Source organism: Paenibacillus litoralis, from assembly GCF_046244365.1.
GTDB lineage: Bacteria > Bacillota > Bacilli > Paenibacillales > NBRC-103111 > Paenibacillus_V.
Map to the genome: position 1 here is coordinate 544,814 of NZ_CP176395.1, position 19,707 is coordinate 564,520.

At 55.4% G+C, this 19,707-nt stretch carries 17 protein-coding genes; 9 read left to right on the forward strand and 8 right to left on the reverse strand.

All coding sequences use genetic code 11. The features are described from left to right. The first annotated feature begins 88 nt into the window (after window positions 1-88). The 4 genes from ACKGJP_RS02380 to ACKGJP_RS02395 all read left to right on the forward strand — a co-directional run bounded on the left by ACKGJP_RS02380 (window position 89) and on the right by ACKGJP_RS02395 (window position 4,341). On the forward strand, window positions 89-802 hold the full coding sequence (locus tag ACKGJP_RS02380) for a hypothetical protein (RefSeq protein WP_409344100.1): 714 nt from the start codon (window positions 89-91) through the stop codon (window positions 800-802). Between the two features lie 14 nt (window positions 803-816). After that, window positions 817-2,778: a PAS domain S-box protein gene (locus ACKGJP_RS02385; RefSeq protein WP_409344101.1), complete on the forward strand. Its 1,962-nt coding sequence runs from the start codon at window positions 817-819 to the stop codon at window positions 2,776-2,778. Window positions 2,779-2,946: 168 nt separating this feature from the next. Next, complete coding sequence (locus ACKGJP_RS02390; RefSeq protein WP_409344102.1) at window positions 2,947-3,423, forward strand: nucleotidyltransferase domain-containing protein; 477 nt, start codon at window positions 2,947-2,949, stop codon at window positions 3,421-3,423. 171 nt (window positions 3,424-3,594) lie between these two features. Then, window positions 3,595-4,341 carry a MerR family transcriptional regulator gene (locus tag ACKGJP_RS02395; protein WP_409347051.1) on the forward strand — a complete coding sequence of 249 codons (747 nt, stop codon included), beginning with the start codon at window positions 3,595-3,597 and terminating at the stop codon, window positions 4,339-4,341. Window positions 4,342-4,480: 139 nt separating this feature from the next. Here the strand turns inward: ACKGJP_RS02395 and ACKGJP_RS02400 are convergent, their stop codons facing one another. From ACKGJP_RS02400 to ACKGJP_RS02410, 3 genes are all read right to left on the reverse strand, one after another. After that, complete coding sequence (locus tag ACKGJP_RS02400) at window positions 4,481-5,155, reverse strand: oxidoreductase (protein ID WP_409344103.1); 675 nt, start codon at window positions 5,153-5,155, stop codon at window positions 4,481-4,483. Between the two features lie 242 nt (window positions 5,156-5,397). Beyond that, the gene (locus ACKGJP_RS02405; protein WP_409344104.1) at window positions 5,398-6,801 is read right to left on the reverse strand and encodes a polysaccharide deacetylase family protein; all 1,404 of its coding nucleotides are present in this window, start codon (window positions 6,799-6,801) and stop codon (window positions 5,398-5,400) included. Window positions 6,802-6,956: 155 nt separating this feature from the next. Then, a complete protein-coding gene (locus ACKGJP_RS02410; RefSeq protein ID WP_409344105.1) occupies window positions 6,957-8,138 on the reverse strand; it encodes an MGDG synthase family glycosyltransferase in 1,182 nt (393 codons plus the stop codon). Between the two features lie 290 nt (window positions 8,139-8,428). Between ACKGJP_RS02410 and ACKGJP_RS02415 the strand changes: the two genes are divergently transcribed. The 3 genes from ACKGJP_RS02415 to ACKGJP_RS02425 all read left to right on the forward strand — a co-directional run bounded on the left by ACKGJP_RS02415 (window position 8,429) and on the right by ACKGJP_RS02425 (window position 11,809). Next, entirely contained in the window at window positions 8,429-9,412 is a 984-nt protein-coding gene (locus ACKGJP_RS02415) for a Gfo/Idh/MocA family protein (RefSeq protein ID WP_409344106.1), read from the forward strand. 89 nt (window positions 9,413-9,501) lie between these two features. Continuing rightward, window positions 9,502-10,398, forward strand: coding sequence for a metallophosphoesterase (locus ACKGJP_RS02420; protein ID WP_409344107.1), 897 nt, complete (start codon window positions 9,502-9,504; stop codon window positions 10,396-10,398). 247 nt (window positions 10,399-10,645) lie between these two features. After that, a complete protein-coding gene (locus ACKGJP_RS02425) occupies window positions 10,646-11,809 on the forward strand; it encodes a Gfo/Idh/MocA family protein (protein ID WP_409344108.1) in 1,164 nt (387 codons plus the stop codon). A gap of 499 nt (window positions 11,810-12,308) precedes the next feature. Here ACKGJP_RS02425 and ACKGJP_RS02430 read toward each other — a convergent pair whose 3' ends face one another. The 4 genes from ACKGJP_RS02430 to ACKGJP_RS02445 all read right to left on the reverse strand — a co-directional run bounded on the left by ACKGJP_RS02430 (window position 12,309) and on the right by ACKGJP_RS02445 (window position 16,403). Continuing rightward, the gene (locus ACKGJP_RS02430) at window positions 12,309-13,304 is read right to left on the reverse strand and encodes a Gfo/Idh/MocA family protein (RefSeq protein WP_409344109.1); all 996 of its coding nucleotides are present in this window, start codon (window positions 13,302-13,304) and stop codon (window positions 12,309-12,311) included. A gap of 12 nt (window positions 13,305-13,316) precedes the next feature. Beyond that, the gene (locus ACKGJP_RS02435) at window positions 13,317-14,351 is read right to left on the reverse strand and encodes a zinc-binding dehydrogenase (protein ID WP_409344110.1); all 1,035 of its coding nucleotides are present in this window, start codon (window positions 14,349-14,351) and stop codon (window positions 13,317-13,319) included. A gap of 104 nt (window positions 14,352-14,455) precedes the next feature. Further along, window positions 14,456-15,622, reverse strand: coding sequence for a M20 family metallopeptidase (locus ACKGJP_RS02440; RefSeq protein WP_409344111.1), 1,167 nt, complete (start codon window positions 15,620-15,622; stop codon window positions 14,456-14,458). A gap of 76 nt (window positions 15,623-15,698) precedes the next feature. Then, on the reverse strand, window positions 15,699-16,403 hold the full coding sequence (locus ACKGJP_RS02445) for a GntR family transcriptional regulator (protein ID WP_409344112.1): 705 nt from the start codon (window positions 16,401-16,403) through the stop codon (window positions 15,699-15,701). A 353-nt stretch (window positions 16,404-16,756) separates the two neighbouring features. Between ACKGJP_RS02445 and ACKGJP_RS02450 the strand changes: the two genes are divergently transcribed. Together ACKGJP_RS02450 and ACKGJP_RS02455 are read left to right on the forward strand one after the other, a co-directional pair. Continuing rightward, window positions 16,757-17,464, forward strand: a complete 708-nt coding sequence (locus ACKGJP_RS02450; RefSeq protein ID WP_409344113.1) for a winged helix-turn-helix domain-containing protein — start codon at window positions 16,757-16,759, stop codon at window positions 17,462-17,464. 130 nt (window positions 17,465-17,594) lie between these two features. After that, on the forward strand, window positions 17,595-18,719 hold the full coding sequence (locus ACKGJP_RS02455) for a sensor histidine kinase (RefSeq protein ID WP_409344114.1): 1,125 nt from the start codon (window positions 17,595-17,597) through the stop codon (window positions 18,717-18,719). Window positions 18,720-18,798: 79 nt separating this feature from the next. Here ACKGJP_RS02455 and ACKGJP_RS02460 read toward each other — a convergent pair whose 3' ends face one another. Further along, window positions 18,799-19,593 (reverse strand): hypothetical protein, encoded by a 795-nt coding sequence (locus ACKGJP_RS02460; protein ID WP_409344115.1) that lies wholly within the window; start codon window positions 19,591-19,593, stop codon window positions 18,799-18,801. Window positions 19,594-19,707: the final 114 nt, after the last annotated feature.

A 19,707-nucleotide genomic window follows, 5' to 3' on the forward strand; every position in this document is an offset into this window, starting at 1 on the left:
AATATTTCGGATGTGGTAAATGGGTATTTATGGTACGATAATCATGAGGAAACATTGCATTCTTATTGCCGCTTTAAGGGGGAATATCGTGACAGAAAGAATCGCCGGTTTTATCGTCATAAGCATTTTCATCTACGTGGCCATCCGATATGCAGCTTATTTGATACGCAGGCTTATGCATGCGGTGCGGCGGAGGTATCCGGTGAAGATAATTGAAAGCGTTTGCTTAGGGGATTTGGAGCAAATCAGCCCGGCAGTGACCGGTACCGTTACGAGCTACTTGAAACATGTTAACAGCATCAATGATTATGCCCGTTACGTAACGCCGGTGTTTATTAAAGAGGTGTACTATGCAACGACTCAAGGGCCGCTTCGCGAAATACCGGTAACCGAGATGAAGAAGGCGCTGCGGGAGGCGAGCGCTGCAAGGGCCGCCTTTGTGAGCTGCATGGTGGATGAAGTGGTCAAGCTTCAAGAGAACAGGGTCCTGGTCGGCGTAACCCGCAAGTTTCAGCATGGCGAAGAGAACCGCGTCAAGTATATGGCGGAACGAATCGGCCGCGAATGGAAAATTTCCCATATCGCTCGAACGAGCAAGGGAACGGTGAAGGAGAAAGTTGCCCTTCGTGAAGGGATCGGGTATTTGATCGGAAACGAGGACAAGGCCATGTTCTTCGTCGATTCGGTAGACCGCAACATTCGCATCCACGACTACGTCTACGTAGAAGGCTACCTGGAAACCGGATATTTGATAAGCAATCGCTTTTTTTATCATGTCGTGACTTTGCAAACGGTGCAGTAAAAGAAGTGAAAGAAATGATTATGACAGGGCAGGTGAACTTATTGTCTCCCGAGAACAGCAATTCGAACTTACCCGGTGCAACGCCGGAACCTTTACAAGACGGAAGCGCAAAGCGTTCCTCCGGAAACGCCGGGGCCGGTTCGGAGAGGCGATTCGAGGACTCCGCTCAGGCGCTGTTCAAGCTGCTTGAGCATGGGCCGGATGCGTTCGCCTTGCTGGATGCGAGGGGAGACGTGCTGCATGTGAATGCCGCTTTTGAGCGGTTGTTCGGCTGGTCGTCCCGGGAGACGGTAGGGATGCCGTTCCCGATTATCGCGGAAACGTGCCGTTCAGCGTTCGATGACGCGTTCGGCAGGCTGTTGAACGGCGGCGAGCCGCCAATCGAGGTGACGGTCGCCGGGAAGCGCAAGGACGGAAGCAGCGTCGAAGCGGCCGTCGCTTTGGCGTCGGCTTGCCGCGACCGGGAGGCTCCGTTTGTCTGTTATGCGGTTATACGCGATGTCGGCGATAAGCGATTGATAGAACAGGCGATTAGGGACAGCGAAGCGAAATATCGGCTGGTCGCCGAACATATGTCGGATTTGATTTTGCTGATAGGTCCGGATGAAACGATTCGATACGCTTCTCCTTCCATTTGCGCTTTGGTCGGCTTATCGGAGGAGCGGGTCGTCGGAGAAGCGTTATACCGGTTCATTCATCCGCTGGATTTGCCGTCCGTGACAGATAAATTTCGGGAAGCGTTTGTGAACGGCGGCGACGTACGGTGCCAGTTCCGGGTGCTGCAGGCGGAGGGCGGCTGGGGAGTGATAGAAGCGAGATCCGTCGTTTTGTCGGGAAACGAAGGCGGGATGCTGATAACGGCGTGTAATATTACGAAATTGAAGCAAGCCGAGCAGGCGACGATCGAGGCGGAAGCCATGTACCGCAACCTGGTGGAAAAAGCGTTGGTGGGCGTTTATATGGTTAGAAACGACAGATTCCTCTACGTGAATCCCCGTTTTGCGGAAATATTCGGCTATTCGCGGGAAGAAGTGCTTGCCAAGCCGTCTATCTGGGAAGACATCCATCCGGATGACCGGGAATTGGTGGCGGTGAATATGCAGCGAAGGCTTTCGGGAGAAAGCTCGGCTCTGCAATACGGGTTTCGGGTATTCAGAAAGGACGGCAACCTCGCCCAGGTCGAGCTCTCGGGGACGATTACCGTCTACCAAGGGGAAACGGTATTGATCGGTACGCTGCTTGACGTAACCGAACGGAAGGAAGCCGAGGAGCTGCTCCTGCGTTCGGAGAAGCTGTCGATCGTGGGCCAGCTTGCGGCTGGCGTCGCGCACGAAATCCGCAATCCGCTAACCGCGCTGAAAGGCTTCATGCAGCTGCTCCGCAGCCGGAGCCATGACTTTCTGTCTTATTTCGAGATCATGCTTGCCGAGCTGGAGCGCATTAACGCGATCGTCAGCGAATTCGTGCTCGTGGCTAAGCCGCAAGCCGTGCGCTTCGAATGGAAGGATAATGCGGCGATGCTGAGAAGCGTCGTTTCCCTGCTGGAGCCCCAAGCTGCCTTCCATAACGTGCGGATCGTCTCCGAGTACGAAACGGACCTCCCTCCGCTCTTTTGCGATGAGAATCAAATTAAGCAGGTCTATATCAATTTATTGAAAAATGCGATTGACGCCATGCCGGAGGGGGGCGTCTTGCGCATCGAAATGACGGCGGACGGCGACCGTTCGGTGACGGTGCAGGTAATCGATCGAGGCGTCGGCATCCCTTACGAGCGGATCGGCAAGCTGGGCGAGCCTTTCTACACGACCAAGGAAAAAGGAACGGGTCTAGGTCTCATGGTCAGCTACAAAATCGTCGAGCACCACAAAGGCGAGCTGCGGATCGAAAGCAGAGAGGGAGAGGGGACCACGGCGACGGTTACGCTACCGGTACGGCAAGCCGTTCTCAGTTCGCAGGCCGTACCGGATTTGAGTTAACGAATCGTTTCAATCGTTCTTTTCAGCCGTTACCGGAATAGCAGACGTCCCTATTACCGGGAGGTCTCTTTTTTTTGGAGCAAGAGCATGTTGAAAAACGTTTACGTTTGGGGTAACATTCTCATACTTGGATATATAGGGACGTTTGGAACGGCAGGAGGGATTTAGGTGATCAACGATAGTCATTTGCAGGTGCTGGAGCATCTTTGCGTGGAATTGAGCGACGGAAAAATAAACTGGGCGGTTACGGGAAGCCTCGGCTTTGCACTGCAAGGCATGCCGGTGGCTGTCGGCGATATCGACATTCAGACGGATGCCAAGGGCGCTTACGAGATCGAGAGCAGGTTCCGGGACTATGTCGTCAAGAACGTGCGGCTTTGCGAAGCGGAGCGAATCCGATCGCATTTCGGCGCGTTGCTTATTGACGGCGTAACGGTTGAAATCATGGGCGACGTGCAGAAAAGACTTCCCGGCGAGACGGTCTGGGGAGCCCCGACGCGCTTGGAGGCGCATAAGCACATCGTGGACATCGGCGGATTTCCGATTCCCGTGCTGACGCTCGAGTATGAGCATTCGGCTTACGTCGCGTTGGACAGGCAGGATACGGCCGCCGCAATCCTCGAATGGATGAAGCAGGAGCGGTAGCGGCTCCTCCTCGGACATACGAAAAGCGCCATGACGGCTTAACACGCTATTTTTCCATATCGATCGAACTTGGGGGGCCTGGTATGCAAAGGCTCTTTTTTTTTTGAATACGGGTGTTGACTCTCACGTTACGTGATACTTTAAAGTGAGGATAGAAAGGAGGTCAGAACGATTGCGATGAAAGTGAAAGAAGTGGCGGACTTGGCCGGCATAAGCGTACGCACCCTGCATCATTACGATGAGATCGGGCTGCTGATCCCGGAGGAAACGACGGAAGCCGGCTATCGCTTGTATTCGGACGACAATCTTGCGACGCTTCAGCAAATATTGTTTTTTAGGGAACTGGGCTTTCCGCTAATGCAGATCAAAGAAATTATCGGCAGTCCTTCGTTCGATCGCCGGGAGGCGCTGGAGCTGCACCGGAACATGCTGCTGGAGAAACGCAAGGGACTCGACAACATGATCGCGATGATCGAAAAGACGATTCAGCATACGAAAGGAGAAATTCAAATGACGAACAAAGAAAAATTCGAGGGCTTTGATTTTAGCCGCAATCCTTATGAGAAGGAAGCGCGCGAACGCTGGGGGGATCAAGCCGTAGACCGGTCGAACGCCAAAATCGGCAGCATGTCCAAAACCGAGCAGGAGGCGATGGGCAGCGCCATGAACGCGATCTACTTTAAGCTTGCCGATCTTCGCAACGGATCGCCCGAATCGGAAGAGGCGCAAGCCGCGATTAAGGAGTGGTATGACTTTCTGAACACGATGGGGCAATTTCCGCTCGATGCGTTCAAGGGACTAGGCCAAATGTACGTCGACGATGCGCGGTTTACTCAAAATATCGATAAATTCGGCGAAGGGCTGGCCGTATTCATGCGCGACGCGATGGCCGTTTACGCCGATCATAACCGGAAGTAATGGAGAAGGCAAAGCTCTGGCGTCAGAGCTTTGCCTTTGTTCAAATATAAGAAATTATATGTTTCACACGATAAGCGCTTATATTTCACCGGTAAACGCATGGCGTCATAAGACGCCGGCATACGTTTATCCTTGTTTATTAGGACGGCTGCAACGCGATGCTCCCGATCTCATCGGATTCGAAGGCTGCGAATCCTAGTTGTGCCGGCCGCTGGGCTGCGTTATGCATGGCAAGCGCTACGGTCCGCCCGGGAATCGGTTTGTATTTACGCAGAGGGCCTGCCAGCAGGAAGGCAAAAATACGGGACAGGGCGGAAGCGATCTGCTCGCCTGTGCGTACTTCCTCCCGCTCGCCTAGGAGGAACGAGGGGCGGAACGCGTGGACGGACGGCGGACCGAGCCGCCGGACGCCTTCCTCCATTTGTCCTTTCATGCGCAAATAGAACGTTCGGGAATCGGCCTTGGCGCCGATGGAGGAGACGACCGCCATATGGCGGGCGCCCGCTTGCTCGGTCAAACGCGCAATCGCCAGCGGATATTCGACATCCACCTTGGCGAACGCTTCCTGGGAGCCGGCCTTGCGGATCGTCGTACCCAAACAGCAGAACACGTCGTCAGCTTGGAAAGCAGAGGCGAAATCGCCAAGCTTGGCAAAATCGACGACATGCTGGGTGAGCTTGGGATGAGACAGCTTTAGCGGCTTGCGTACCACGGCGATTACCGCATCGTAGTGCCGGCTGTCCAGCAGTATGGTTAAGAGCTCCCGGCCGATTAAACCGGTTGCTCCGAAAAGGAGCGCTTTTTTTCTTTCCATCGGAGGTGCCTCCTAAAGCGTTTGCGATACGCCTAAACGGTTATTTCCTCCACGATACCAGAGGAGAGGGAACGTTTCAACACGGCAACTACGCGATGAGCAAGACAAACAACCCCTTTGATCCGGCATTCCGGCGCGAAGGGGTTGTTTAGGCGATTATGGGAATCCGAGGCGGCATATCGATGAGCAATTGCCTGGATTTGCTGTTATGACTTGCATGGTCGTTGGCTTTTGCAGGGATACTAGGCGATATAACGGCTCATGAGTTCTTTTTTGGAGATGGCGATGATTTTGGGCACGAGGAGCTCGGATTTGGTCTTCAGCCGCTCTTTGCCTTGCGGGTGAATGACGGCCATCAGAATACGCAAATACCATTGGGTGAGCCGTGTAAACAAGCCCTTCGGCAAATCCTGTACGGTGAAGCCGAGCTGTTTGGTCCCCCGGTGAATCATGCTGATGCCGTATAGTCCTTTGACATCCCGGTAGGCCGGATCCGTCTCGAGCAAATGCAAAATTTGCGGCATAAGCTGCTCTACTCGGCGTATGATTTGGATCGCCAAATGCACGGACGTCCGCGAGTCATGCCCCAGCTTGAACAGCATATCGTTATCGAGATGCAGTTCGGCGATACGGTCGCCTTTCCGAATGCTTTCCCCGTCCTCCAGAAGGATCGGGTAGCTGCTGGAATATTCCCGCACTCTCAGCCGGAGCAGAGGATTGCTCTGGTCGATCACCTCGATATGAAAAAGCCGGATAAAGCAGCGTTCCCACAGCATCCACACGTACACAAGCGCGCGCTTGCCTGTACTTAACGGCGAGACCTTGCGGGACGACCGAGCGGCAGCGGCAGTCTGTGGCGATGCAGCCGGAGTGCCGGAAGAACTCAGAGCCGCAGCGGTTTCCGCTGCGACGACGGAACGCCGGGTGGCGAATTTATTGTCGCGTTCCTCGAACATTTCGTCGATGCGAACGCAGGACAGTCCCCGATTGGCCGCCTCCGCCAGTACGTCGTCAAGAGCCTGAAGCATGAAATAGGGAGCATCGGCGTCCGCTCCGAACGTATCTCCGCTGTCATGCAATAGGACGACGGAGCCGTCCTTCATCCGGTCGAGCAGCTTGTTTCTCAGCTTCGTTTTGCTGATATCGCGATTCCAGTCCCGGCCCATAAGCGACCACAGCACGATCCGATAGCGGCGCTTCAGCCAAAAATCGAATATGTTTATGATCCCCCACGGAGGCCGGTAATAAATCGGACGTTCTCCGGTTATCGCTTCAACGATATCCGCGGAACGGGTGACATGCTTGTCGAACACGGTCCATGGCGCCATCAGCCAATTGGATTTGTGGGTGTAATTATGAACGCCGATCAAATGACCGTCTTGATGAATGCTTCGTATGAGCTCCGGATAACACTCCGCTTTCGAGCCGAGCACGAAAAATGTGGCTTTCACATTGTGCTTTCGCAGCATCTCAAGCAGCTTTGGAGTATAAACCGGATCCGGGCCGTCGTCGAACGTAAATGCAATTTGCCCGGGACGTTTGCCTTTGCGCAGCACGCCTATACCGAAAACCCTCGTCAATACCCAAGGGGTAATCATGTAGACAGTCAGAAAGATCAAGCCCCCGTACAGCAGCTTCTCTCTCATGATCCTTCTCTCCTCCTCGTCAGACCGAATAATTGAGGCGAGTTGTCCAAGTCCTCATATTCCATTTCCTATGCGGCTTTTGCTGGAGAAATGCCTCAAATCGAAGACCTTCTCCTCTTATTATTCGCTTACTTTCGTTTAGCCGCAATAGCAAATTATGCTTCAGCATAGACTGCCCGGCGCACGCTGCGAGGCACAGGAGCGACCGTCTTGGTTTTGACGATCGTACGAAGAGCCTGGAAGGTGGCGGTTTTTGTCTGAATTTGTTTGGTCCTAGACTTTATTGTAGTAAGGATCTGCGGATTTTGGAAGACCCTTGTCAATTTATCGAATAAATCGGGCTCATTGAACGCCTGAACGGCAACCCCAGCCGAAACGAGGAAGGCCGCGTTGTCCTGTTCTTGGCCGGGAAGCGGCTTGTACAGCAGCATCGGCAGGTCTAGGGCAATCGCCTCGGAGGTCGTCAGTCCGCCCGGTTTCGTGATGATCAAATCGGACAGCGCCATCAGCTCATGCACGTTATCGACAAAGCCGGTAACCATAAACCGGTGTCTTCCGTCCTTCAGCTCGCCGGACAGCTTCTCGCGCAGCTTGTCGTTTCGGCCGCAAACGATGATGAACTGCATAGGCTCCAAGCGCGGATCCGACTGCAGCTGCCGGATGAACGTCTTGCTGATCATGCCGAGCCCACCGCCCATGATAAGGACGACGGGGCGCGAGCGCTTCAGTCCATGCTTGCTGCGGAGATCGTCGCGGTCGAATGTCTGGCTGAACTGCGGGCGAATCGGAATGCCGGTGGCGGCAATGCGGGACGCCGGCACATGCCTGGCGATCAGAGCGCTGCGGACGTGCTCGGAACCGACAAGGTATTGATCCGTATAAGGATGAATCCAGTAGCTGTGATCGGTGTGGTCCGTAATGACGGTTACGGTCGGCACGTCGGTAAGCCCTTGCTCTTTCAGAACCGACATGGCTGCGGCGGCGGACGGGAACGTGCTGACGACTACGGTCGGCTGCACTTCTTCGAGAAGCTGGACCATCCGGTCGAGGGCGAACAGCTTTATTTTTTTGAACAGGTGGGAAAACGAATTGTCATCGCGCGTCTTTTGGAACAGATAACCGTAAACGGACGGAAATGTTTTCACCCATTGAATGTAGCAGTACCGGCCTAACGAATGCAGATGCGGGTGAGTCCATTGCATAAAGTCGACGACTGTCGCTTCCACATCGGGACGGTATAGCTGCGACGTTTCGAGTATCGCCCGGGCGGCCTGTTTGTGGCCGTCGCCCAAATCTCCGGAAAGTATGAGTACTTTATGTTTCTTGGTCATGGTCATTTCATGAGCACCTCATCATCTTTCGTTCATCGTACATCTCTACTAAAATCTTATGCCGATCGGATGATTTTCAAAACGGCCGAAAGTAGGTTGTCCGACCTGGACCTGGGACCAGTATTTATTTTTAATCCCTTCTTAATACTAGACGATATTTTTTAATATGATGTTCGTTTTTTTATGAATTTTTTCTTAAAATTTTTGTTGGGATTCGAATTTCGCTATAATGAATAGACGGGAAACGGCTGGAAACGGCTTCCTGGATAGGCGGTTAATGGACGGGAGGAAGCGGGATGTCGACAATTCGTTGGGGAATCATTGGCTGCGGCAGCGTAACGGAGGTCAAAAGCGGACCCGCCCTGCAGAAGGCGGAAGGCTCGGAGCTGGCGGCCGTCATGCGCAGAAACGGGGAGCTTGCGGAGGACTATGCAAGAAGACACGGCGTGCCGAGGTGGTACGACAAGGCGGAAGAGCTGATCGCGGATGCGGGCGTGGACGCCGTGTATGTGGCGACGCCGCCGTCCTCGCATATGGAATATGCGAAAGCGGTCGCACGGGCGGGCAAACCCGTATATGTCGAGAAGCCTATGGCGATGAGCGCGGCGGAATGCGAAACGATGATCCAGGCTTGCCGGGATGCCGGAGTGCCGTTGTTCGTCGCCTATTACCGGCGGGCGCTTCCAAGGTTCCTGCATGTAAAAAAGCTGCTCGAAGCCGGCGCGATCGGCGATATCCGCTTCGTGCGGACGTCTCAGCTGCGCAAGCCGTCCGAGGCTGAGCTGACGCGTCCGGAGGAGATGTGGCGTCTCGATCCGGCAGTGGGAGGCGGGGGGCATTTTATCGATCTGGCGAGCCATACGCTCGATCTTCTCGATTTCCTGCTCGGGCCCGTACGCGATGTTAGCGGCTGGGCGTCCAATCGGGCGGGGCTTTATGCGGCGGAGGATCATGTCAGCGGATCGTATGTGTTCGAATCCGGCGTTCACGGTATCGGAAACTGGTGCTATTGCGCTTACGGCAGCGAGGACAGCAACGAAATTGTCGGTACCAAGGGCAGGCTGACGTTTGCCACCTTCGGGGAAGGGCCGATCCGACTGGAGACGGAGCAAGGAAACGAGGAATGGACGATCGCCAATCCGCTTCATATTCAACAGCCGCTAATCCAGACGGTCGTCGACGAATTGCTCGGAAGAGGGACTTGCCCGAGCACAGGCGTCAGCGCGATCCGGACGAACCGGGTTATGGACGCCTTAATACGCAATTATTATCATCGATAAATCATTTGAATTAGGAAGGCAGCCAAGTGTGCGCGGGAGAAAGAGGATACCGACCGCTGACGGCAGCCGAACGGAACGGAGGAAGCCGGATGGAGCCGCGAAAAACGTTACACGATAAACCGATGACCAGAAGGTCGTTTCTTCGTCTGGGGCTGCAAATCTCGGGCGGCGTGCTCGCCTCCGGTGTGCTTACCGGTCTTTATGCCAGGTACGCGGAACGATTCTGGTACAAGGTGACCCGCCTGACCTTATCGCTTCCGAGGCTGCCCGCTGCCTTCGACGGCATGCGAATCGTACAGTTCAGCGATGTCCATCACGGCCGCGATTTCGGAACGGAGCATGTGGAGGCCGTAGCCGGCAGGATCGAATCTTTAAAGCCCGATATGATCTGTTTCACGGGAGATTTATTCGATGCCCGTTACGGGGAGCTGACGAATGCCTGTACGCCTCTGCTTAAGCGATTGACAGCCCCGCTCGGCAAGTGGGCGGTACTCGGAAATCACGATTATGAGGTGGATTCCGGAGGCGTGACGAAGGAGCTGCAGGAGGCGGGCTTCACGGTGCTTTCGGACCAGCATCGCGTGCTTGAACGGAACGGCGAACGGATCTGGATCGCCGGCGTCTCCGATTTTATTTATGGCTTGCCAAGTATGGAAGACGCCTTAAAAGGAGCGAACGACCGCGGGTTCACGCTGCTTTTATCGCACGCGCCGGACTATGCCGACACTGCCATGCCGTATAACGTAGATCTGCAGCTGTCCGGGCACAGCCATGGAGGGCAAATCCGGCTTCCGTTCGCGGGAGCCCTGTTTACGCCGGAGGGCGCGAAGACTTACATAGCCGGCCTGTATAAGCTGAACGGCGGTGCGATGCAGCTGTATACGAACCGGGGACTCGGAACGTCGCTCATCCCGCTGCGGTTTCTTTGCCGCCCGGAAATTACGGTACTGACGCTGAAGAGAGCTGAGCCGGGAACGCCCGCATAGGGTTTGACCGCCGTCACGAAGCGCCAACTGGCTCAGGGAGAAGCGCGTGTTGCGAGAAAGAGCTGACCTTGTGGAATGCCCCCCCTTCCAGGCAGGGTCATACAACCCAGATTGCCCGCCCCGAGCGGGCTTATCGCTCTTCTGGAGACGATGGAATATTTTTTTGTTCACGTGAACATTTTTGGGTGATATAATAGAGACGTCTATCGGACACGGTTTAGGACACTCAATTATGCGGGAGGCACACATGGATAAAGTACGTATTGGCATTGTCGGCGTCGGCAATATGGGTTCCTCGCATGCCGGCTATTTGCACGAAGGCGGAGTTCGCGGTGGCGAGCTTGCGGCCATTTGCGACTTGAATCCGGCTCGTCTGGAATGGGCGAAGCAGAAATTCGGCGACTCGGTCAAGCTGTTCGACAGCGTAGAAGCGCTGCTGACGTCGGGAACGATCGATGCCGTGCTCATCGCAACGCCGCACTACGATCATCCGGGAACGGCCATTCAGGCGTTCCAGCACGGGCTGCACGTGCTCGTCGAGAAGCCGGCGGGCGTATACACGAAGCAGGTTCGCGAGATGAACGAAGCGTGGGCGAAGACGGACCGCAAATTCGGCATCATGTACAACCAGCGCACGAATCCTTTGTATCAGAAGCTGCGGGAGCTGATCGCGTCCGGCGAGCTCGGCGAAGTGCGCCGCACCAACTGGATCATTACGAACTGGTACCGTTCGCAGAGCTATTACGATTCCGGCGGCTGGCGCGCGACTTGGGGCGGCGAGGGCGGCGGCGTGCTGCTTAACCAGGATCCCCATCAGCTTGACCTGTGGCAGTGGACGGTCGGCATGATGCCGGTGCGCGTCAGAGCGTTCTGTCAATTCGGCAAATACCGCAACATCGAAGTGGAAGACGACGTGACCGCTTATGTAGAGTACGAGAACGGCGCTACCGGCTTGTTCGTTACGACGACGGGCGAAGCGCCGGGTACGAACCGATTTGAAGTGACGGGCGACCGCGGCAAAATCGTCATTGAAGACGGTAAGCTCACCTTCTGGCGGCTGCGTGTTCCGGAGCCGGAATTCAACAGCACGTTCAAGGGCGGCTTCGGTTCTCCGGAATGCTGGAAATGCGAAGTGCCGGTTAAGGACGACAACGATTCGCAGCATAAGAAAATTACGCAGAACTTCGTTGATCACATCCTGAAAGGCACGCCGCTGCTGGCGCCGGGCGAGGAAGGGATCAAAGGTCTGACACTGTCGAACGCCATGCATCTGTCGTCATGGACGGACAACTGGGTCGACCTGCCGATCGACGAGGAATTGTACTATGCCAAGCTGCAGGAGCGCATCGCAAGCTCGACCTCGACGAAGAAGGCGGAAGGCAAAACGCTGAGCGTCGAAGGCACGCATTAATTGCAGGCAGTAAGAGCGGAAATGCGGAACGACGAGTATTGCTGTTAACGTGTGCAGGCGGAGGGACGAGCGTTCGCTTGACATGACAATCGTGTGGCACCAAAAACCTAGCGGTGAAGCTTCCGCTAGGTTTTTCGATTTTAGGACCCTGGAGAGCATTACATATCCTCCGGGGCTGATTGATTCATGTAAAGCTGGGGAAGAAAGTGAACGGGAAAAACTTCCGTTATTTTTTCGATATTCTCGCAGGTGTAGGACTAACGGGAAAAACTCCATCTTTTTTTGCCATATCGTTTGAAAAAAAGCCGACTTGCAGAAATTAGCGGGATCATTTCCATCTAGCGCCTCTCGGAACGGGGATTTGAGTCATTTTAACAGGAAGTTTTTCAGTTAGTCTTGGGAACGTACATCCTCCGCTCGTTGTTCAATTTCCCTGTAAACGTTTGGCTGCAAAGACGCCGCAAAGGGCACTTATCCTAGACGCCGCTCAACCGTGCCTCTACAACCGTACTTCCCGCCCCGTGCTGCAGGACTGCACGATCGCGTCGGCCACCGCAACGCCGTGTACGGCATCCTCGAAGGACAGGTGGTCGGGTACGGTACCTTCGGCCAGGCAGCGGCAAATGTACATGACCTGCTCCCTTAGCGAGCCTACCGTCTGATTGAGCAGCTTGGCATGAATGTTCGTATCCGGCGACTGCCTGCCGGAAGCGTTCCAAATTTGCAAGCCGGACAGGCTCGTTTCGAAATGGGCGGTGCCCTTGTCGCCGATTACTTCTATGGAGTCGGCGATGGCGATGCCCGCTTCGTCCGGCGTCATCCAATTGCTGTGCAGGACGGCCATTGCGCCGTTCGCGAATTCGAGGCATGCCCACAAAATTTCCGGCGCCTCCGCGGGAGACTGGCCGAGCCCGTAGGCTCTGACCGTTTGAACCCGGCTTCCGGCATACCAGATGGCAAGATCGAGATCGTGAATCATGAGTTCGTATACGGTATGAGTCCGGCGGTAGGTCGCATATAGCGATTTTTGACGGGATCGCTTCGAATGGATGCTGAGCGGCCTGCCGATTTCGCCTTTTTGCAGGGACTGATGAATCGAGGCGTATCGCGGATCGAACCGAAGCAAATGCCCGGGCAAAATAAATCGGTTGTTTTCCGCAGCCGTGCGCGCCATTTCTTCCGCTTCCTGCACGTTCGTGGAAACCGGTTTTTCGACGAGCACATGCTTGCCTGAGCGCAGGGCGAGCAGGACAGGCGCAAGGTGATGCTTCTCGAATGTGACGACGCTGACCAGATCAAGGTCGGTGCGTTCCAGCAGCTTCTCGTACTGCGTATAGCGATGGGGGACGCCGTATTTGTCTGCCAGCTCGTTTAAACGATCCTCCCGCGTGTCGCACACCGCTGCCACTTCGGCTTGGGGCAGGGAACGGAATGCCTCCAGATGGCTTTCCCCCCAGCTGCCGAGCCCGATAATGCCGATTTTAACGGTTTTCATCGCAGTCACCCCTTACGGCTGTAAAAATATTTTGCCGACATGAACACGGCCGCCCACCAGATCGGCAAATGCGTTCCCGCCTTCGGACAACGGACGGATCTCCGTCCAGCCTTGCTCCGTGATGCGGCCGCCGACAAGCAGGTCGACCGCATCCTGAAAGTCTTGGCGCGTATAGCAGAACGATCCGAGAATTTCGATCTCGCTGCGGATCGTATGGTTAATCGGCAGATTGGTGCCGTCGATTCCGAGCCCGATATTCATTAGCGTGCCGCCCGGATTGAGCAGATTGACGGCCGTCTCGCGCGTCGGCTGAAAGCCGGCGGCGTCGATGACGACGTCTACGCCTTTGGCGCCAAAGACGATGCGCGCTTTCTCTTCCACCGCCTGCTCCTTCGGATTGGCTGTTGCGTCCACGCCCGTAAGCTGAGCGATACGCAGCCGTTCGGCATTCGTATCCACGATCATAACCCGCGCCGCGCCCAAAATTCGTGCCGTCATGGCGCAGAGCAGGCCGATTCCGCCTGCGCCGAATACGACGACGTTAGCGAGAGGATGCTGCAGCAGCGCACGCCGCGTTGCCCGCAGCGAGCAGGCGAGCGGCTCCGCCAAAGACGCCCGGAAGGAGCTGATCGATTCCGGAACGGGGATGACGGCGCTGCGCGGAACGGCGACCGTTTGGGCAAAGGCGCCCGGACGGTGGATGCCGATGATTTTCCGCCGGTCGCATAGCTGCGTCAGTCCTTTGAGGCAGCGGTCGCAATGGCCGCAAAACAAGAGCGGATTGACGACCGCCTTCCGGCCGATCTGCAAATCCGAACCGCTTCCGTGAGTGCCATTCGGGTTTACGTCTACTATCCGTCCGCAAAATTCATGGCCCATCACCAGGGGAGGGATGCGAAGGCTGTTATGACCCAAGTACCCTTCGATTTCCGAACCGCAAATTCCGACGGCCTCTACCTGAATCAACACTTCGCCGGCTTGCGCCGCAGGCTGCTCGCGTTCTTCCCAATCCATGGTTTCCGCCGCATTCCACACTAAAGCTTTCATAAAGGTAAACCTCCTTAATAGTTAAATGTGAGATAAGCCGGATTCGGAGGGTGCAAGTCAATACCGAACTGACTAGGGTCTATCATGGCGGTGCCAACGGAAGATCAGGGATACGATTGGGCCAGCAGCAAATAAAACTCCGCGGCCTTCGCCACTTCCAAGGCCGGCACCCATTCCTCCTTGGAATGAGCTTGCGCGATCGAGCCGGGGCCGTAAACGATCGTCGGAATGCCTTTCCACTGCTGAAGCTTGCTGGCGTCGCTGCCGTAAGGCACTCCGCACGGCTGCTCGCTTAACCCGAGCGCCCCCGCCGTTCGCTTTGCCGCCGCTACGATGCCGGCGTCATCAGGCGTATTCAAGGCGGGATCGAGCAGCAGCGGTTCAATCGTGAGCCGAACGCCGAGAGGCTCCACTGCCAGGCGCAGCGCGCGTTCGAATTGAGCCAGCGCCTCCTCCGGCGTTTCGCCCGGGATGATCCGGCGGTCGACCTCGATCGAGCAGCGCTCCGGCACGATGTTGATTTGCACGCCGCCGCGAATCGTACCGACTACGATCGACGGAGAGCCGCATAAGGGGCTGCTTAGCGACGCAAGCCGCAATTGCTCGTTTTCCTCTATGTAGCGGACGACGCGCATCATTTGATAGACCGCGTTGTCGCCCTCCTGAGGAACGGAACTGTGGGCGGCCTTTCCGTGCGTATGGACGGCGAAGCGGGCGCAGCCCTTATGCTGGGTGACGATGCCGAGCTCCGTCGGTTCGCCGACGACCGCGCCGCTGATCGGGATATCCAGCTCCATGAAGGCCGCCAAGCCGCGAAAGGCATGCTCTTCATCGACCGAAGCGCAAAAAACGATGTCGGAGCGCAGCGTTTCGGCTTGCTTGACGCATTCCTCCATGGCATAGAGCATGCCGGCCAGCGTCGCTTTCGTGTCGCAGGCGCCGCGTCCGTAGAGCCTGCCGTCCTTGTAGATAGGCTTCAGCGGATCGACCATACTGTCCAGAGAAACCGTATCCATGTGCGATTCGAACAGCAGTACGGCTTGCGGATCGGGAACCCGCAGCTCCGCGATCACGTTGTCCCGGCCAGGCAGTACAGGCTGCCGCCAGACGGTTAGACCGGCTCGCCGGCAGCGTTCTTCGATGTAATCGGCGACTTGGCCTTCGCCGTTCGCACCTTCGCCGTAATGCGGATTCACGCTTTGGATGCGTATGAGATCCTCCAGAATGGACAATGCAGGGTGCGAGGCCCCATCCGACAATGAATGCGTCATAGAAAGTCTCCCTTCTTGGCACGTACCGTGAGTTTGCGGCTTCCTTCCTCCTGGCGGCAATCCTCCCGTCGGTCGGCTATACCCAAATGATCTTGTCGAATTGACGGATTTGATCGTCCATCAGCAGCGAACAATCGGAGAAAGATTTGTAAATATGATTTCGCATTACTTTTTCCGCATGCTCCGGGTCTCGTTTCATCATGGCATCGATAAGCTCCCAATGCTCGGCGACTTCTTTTTGCTTGGTGGACGTGACACCCAAGATCCGGTTGACAAGCGTGATTTGAAACGAGATGGAATCGTACATCTTGATCAAGCGGGCATGACGGGAGAGGCGAATGATCGTTTGATGGATGGTCAGCGATTCTTTAAGCAAGGATCTGACCGTATCGTCGCTCAGCTTGAGTTTCATATCCTCGTAAATGGACACCAGACCGCTAATGTCGTCGTCAGTTGCGTACTGGGCGGCAAGCCGGATGGCGAGTCCTTCGAGAAAAGAACGAAGCGAATAAATTTCGAATACGTCGGTCGAATCCATTGTTCGCACGATCGGTCCCTTATTCGGCACGATCGTAATAATGCCTTCGCCCGACAACTGGCGAATCGCCTCGCGTACCGGCGTTTGACTGATGCCGAGCTCCTTGGCAACCTTCGTCTCCACGATCCGGTCCCCGGGATTCAGCTCCCCGTCGATGATTTGCTGCTTAATCAGCGCCACCAAATCTTCGCTGATGCTTTGCTTTCCCATAATGCTTTGCTTGGTAATCGATTCGGTTTGCATGCTAGATTCAACCTTCCCACTCTCTAATATTATAGATTATATATAATTTTAAAGAACTGATTTGTCAATATAAAGGTTCGTATGGTTTGGAAGAACTCAAGTAAATTAGACGAAAAGACTGATTTTATGCATGTTTTTCCATGAAAATTGATGTAATATAATAAAAAAACGGTTCGATATAATTATCGATTATATATAATAAAGATTTTATGTTATGAACAATCATATACAACTGCCGGAAACGGAGGCATTGTCCCGTACAGCCTTTGTGATCCAAACGCGGGTCCCGGTTGCGCCCCTTCGCCGGATTCGGTTAAAGTAAAGGAAACATTCCCTGGAAGGGGGACTCCTTTATGTATCGCATCATGATTATTGAAGATGACGACAAGATCGCGTCGATCCTGAAGGAATATATCGTCAAATACGGCTACGAGGTTGTACGTGCCGTCCGTTTTCGCGACTTGAAACAGGAATTCGCCGATACGAAGCCGAATCTGGTGCTGCTAGACATCAACCTGCCGCATTTCGACGGCTTCTATTGGTGCCGGCAAATCCGCACCGTTTCGAACGTGCCGATCATTTTCCTGTCCGCGCGGGTGGGCGATATGGATCAGGTGATGGCGATCGAGAACGGTGGCGACGACTATTTGACGAAGCCGTTCCATCTCGACGTGGTCATGGCCAAAATCAAAAGCGCCCTGCGCCGGGCATACGGCGAATACGCCCCATCCGCCGCGAGCTCGGACGAGCTGGAAGCGAACGGCTTGACGCTCGACCGCGCCAAAAACGTCGTGGAATGGAACGGCAATCGGGCGGATCTGAGCAGGAACGAATGTTTGCTGCTGGCAGCGCTTGTCGCCAAGGCGGGACGCATCGTAACGCGGGAAGATTTGCTGGAGGCGCTGTGGGACGACGTTCATTTTGTCGATGACAATACGTTGACCGTCAACGTGACGCGCGTCCGCAAAAAGCTGGAGGAGCTCGGATTGCCGAAGGCGATCGAAACGGTGCGCGGGCAAGGCTACCGTTTGGATACGGCATGGCCGCATTCGGGGCGTTGAATGCGCGGAGGCGGGTCAGGCACGTTACCGGCGATCCGGGGGCAGGCGAATAGGCCGGACAGTATGACCGGGATTGGACGATGCAGAGCTTCTGGACAAGTGCCGATAGGATGGACAGGGAGTGAAACGAATGGACCGTAGCAAGCATGGCGACATTCCGGACAGCGTGGCGCCACCCGAACGGAGATGGTTCGTCAAGCCGTTTTTGCAGGACAGGTTTTTTTATATCGCGGCTTTTTATTTGGCGCTCGTATTTGTCGTGCTGGTCGTTTCGCTGGAACGGCTGCGCGACGGGTTTGTTCCGGACATAAACAATATCGCGTACATGTTCGTGCTGGCGTCGGTCGTCATGCTGGCCTGGCTTACGTGGGACTATTTGCGGCAGCGGCTGTATTACCGCCAAGTGGCTAGCGTACTGTCGGAGCGGGAGTCCGATCTGGAGGCGGCGATGCGCGTCAGCGACGGCATGACCCGCGAACAGCTGGCGGTTCAGCAAGTGCTCGAGCGGCAATACAAGGCGTACTCGGACGAGCTTGCGGAATACAGGAGGCAGCGGGAGCAGCATCTCCATTTTACGAACCAGTGGGTACACCATATGAAAACGCCCGTGTCGGTCATCGATTTGCTAGTCCAGCAAGCGAACGAGCTGCCGGAAGGGACGTCCGGCGCGCCGTTGTTCCGCAGCATCCAAGAAGAGAACGAACGTATTTCCCGCGGGCTTGAAATGATGCTGCACACCGCGCGGCTGGACCATTTCAGACTCGATGTCCGCATTGAGCGCGTCAGCCTGCTGTCCCTCGTTCGCCAAGTCGTCAACGGCCATAAGAAAGCCTGTATACGAGCATCGATTTTCCCGCGCGTCGAGGGGGATGACATCAATGTCGAAACGGACGGAAAATGGCTTTCGTTCGTACTGAACCAGCTTATGACGAACGCCATCAAATATTCGAAGGACAAGCCCGGCAGCAAGCAGCTGCTTTTTACCCTAAAGATCGAGGGAACCGGCTGCCGCTTATCGGTAACGGACGAAGGAATCGGCATTGCCGAGCAGGATCTCGGCCGGGTATTCGATCCTTTTTTTACGGGAGAGAACGGCAGAATGGTGGAAGAGTCCACGGGCATGGGCCTGTATTTGGCCAGAGAGGTGTGCGGCCGGCTGGGGCATAGCCTCCAAGTCGAGTCGGAGCTGGGCATCGGTACGACGGTTACGATCGGCTTCAGCACCGATTCGATTTACCGGGAGCTGGTGGTTTAATGAAAAAGAGCTGTCTGACGATCGCGAGAGGATCGCCTGACTGCTCTTTTTGCATTGCCGACCCGGAGACGCTGCCGAATTATTGCGCTTTGGCCAAGATCCGCGCTTTCCGTTCCTCGCGCTCCGCTTCCGTCATCCGGGGGCAGGTATAGCATTTCTGGCCGTCGGTTCTGCACACATACATGCAGCAGGACGAATGCAGCATGAGCTGCGCCCCCAGCTTATAAGGGCTGTCGATATAACGGGGCGTATGTTGGAACGGATTGCGTTTGCGCTGAAACAGCTCCGGTGCTAGATCCGTTAATACGCCGCAATCCTGGTGGAACCGCTCGAGTACAGGCTCGCGTTTTTCGTGCTCCAGCACGAAATCCCGCACCCTGGCGAGCTGCCCGCCGTATTGCTGCCAGATCATGTCCGGCTTGACGCCGGCAGCGGCGGCAATGGCCTGCACCGCCGGAGTTATAATTGTGGTAAAGCTATCCTTCCAGTGCCGGGCAAGAAATGCCTCACGGCCGGCTTCCGGAACCTCGGATGATCGGAGCTCGTTGATTTTGTAGCCCAGATGGGCATGGTCGTCATGCATTTCAATCTGGAAGGTCAAGTTGCCGAGCGTCAGATCGAGCAGCCGGTTGTACTGCGCCGTAAAAAGCAACTGCGTAATGCAAAGATTGCATAACGAGATGCCGACGAACGACGCAGGCAGCTCCAGTCCGGTCGCTTGAACGGTCGCTCCGCTTTGCTGAAGCATGTCTTTCACAGTGCCGGAATCCAATAGGAAGGCGGTAGCCGGCATTTCATAATAAGGCTGATCGGCCCCATTGGGGGAGATATGAAAATACGTTTCCACCAGCGAGAAATCGAAGTGCTTCTCCATGGTTCAGCTCCTCTGATTCGGGGATGGGAAAGCTTCTATAAAAATAAGGACGACCGCATTTCCCAACGGGGGATGGTACGGATAGGCCGTATTCGATCACGCCATTTTTCGATA

Bases quoted from the DNA above. Each gene is read 5' to 3' on its own strand.
- ACKGJP_RS02410 (WP_409344105.1), bottom strand. From the start codon at position 8,138: ATGACCATGACCAAGAAACATAAAGTACTCATACTTTCCGGAGATTTG.
- ACKGJP_RS02430 (WP_409344109.1), bottom strand. From the start codon at position 13,304: ATGAAAACCGTTAAAATCGGCATTATCGGGCTCGGCAGCTGGGGGGAA.
- ACKGJP_RS02415 (WP_409344106.1), top strand. From the start codon at position 8,429: ATGTCGACAATTCGTTGGGGAATCATTGGCTGCGGCAGCGTAACGGAG.
- ACKGJP_RS02460 (WP_409344115.1), bottom strand. From the start codon at position 19,593: ATGGAGAAGCACTTCGATTTCTCGCTGGTGGAAACGTATTTTCATATC.
- ACKGJP_RS02445 (WP_409344112.1), bottom strand. From the start codon at position 16,403: ATGCAAACCGAATCGATTACCAAGCAAAGCATTATGGGAAAGCAAAGC.
- ACKGJP_RS02455 (WP_409344114.1), top strand. From the start codon at position 17,595: ATGGACCGTAGCAAGCATGGCGACATTCCGGACAGCGTGGCGCCACCC.
- ACKGJP_RS02385 (WP_409344101.1), top strand. From the start codon at position 817: ATGATTATGACAGGGCAGGTGAACTTATTGTCTCCCGAGAACAGCAAT.
- ACKGJP_RS02400 (WP_409344103.1), bottom strand. From the start codon at position 5,155: ATGGAAAGAAAAAAAGCGCTCCTTTTCGGAGCAACCGGTTTAATCGGC.
- ACKGJP_RS02450 (WP_409344113.1), top strand. From the start codon at position 16,757: ATGTATCGCATCATGATTATTGAAGATGACGACAAGATCGCGTCGATC.
- ACKGJP_RS02435 (WP_409344110.1), bottom strand. From the start codon at position 14,351: ATGAAAGCTTTAGTGTGGAATGCGGCGGAAACCATGGATTGGGAAGAA.
- ACKGJP_RS02420 (WP_409344107.1), top strand. From the start codon at position 9,502: ATGGAGCCGCGAAAAACGTTACACGATAAACCGATGACCAGAAGGTCG.
- ACKGJP_RS02440 (WP_409344111.1), bottom strand. From the start codon at position 15,622: ATGACGCATTCATTGTCGGATGGGGCCTCGCACCCTGCATTGTCCATT.
- ACKGJP_RS02405 (WP_409344104.1), bottom strand. From the start codon at position 6,801: ATGAGAGAGAAGCTGCTGTACGGGGGCTTGATCTTTCTGACTGTCTAC.
- ACKGJP_RS02425 (WP_409344108.1), top strand. From the start codon at position 10,646: ATGGATAAAGTACGTATTGGCATTGTCGGCGTCGGCAATATGGGTTCC.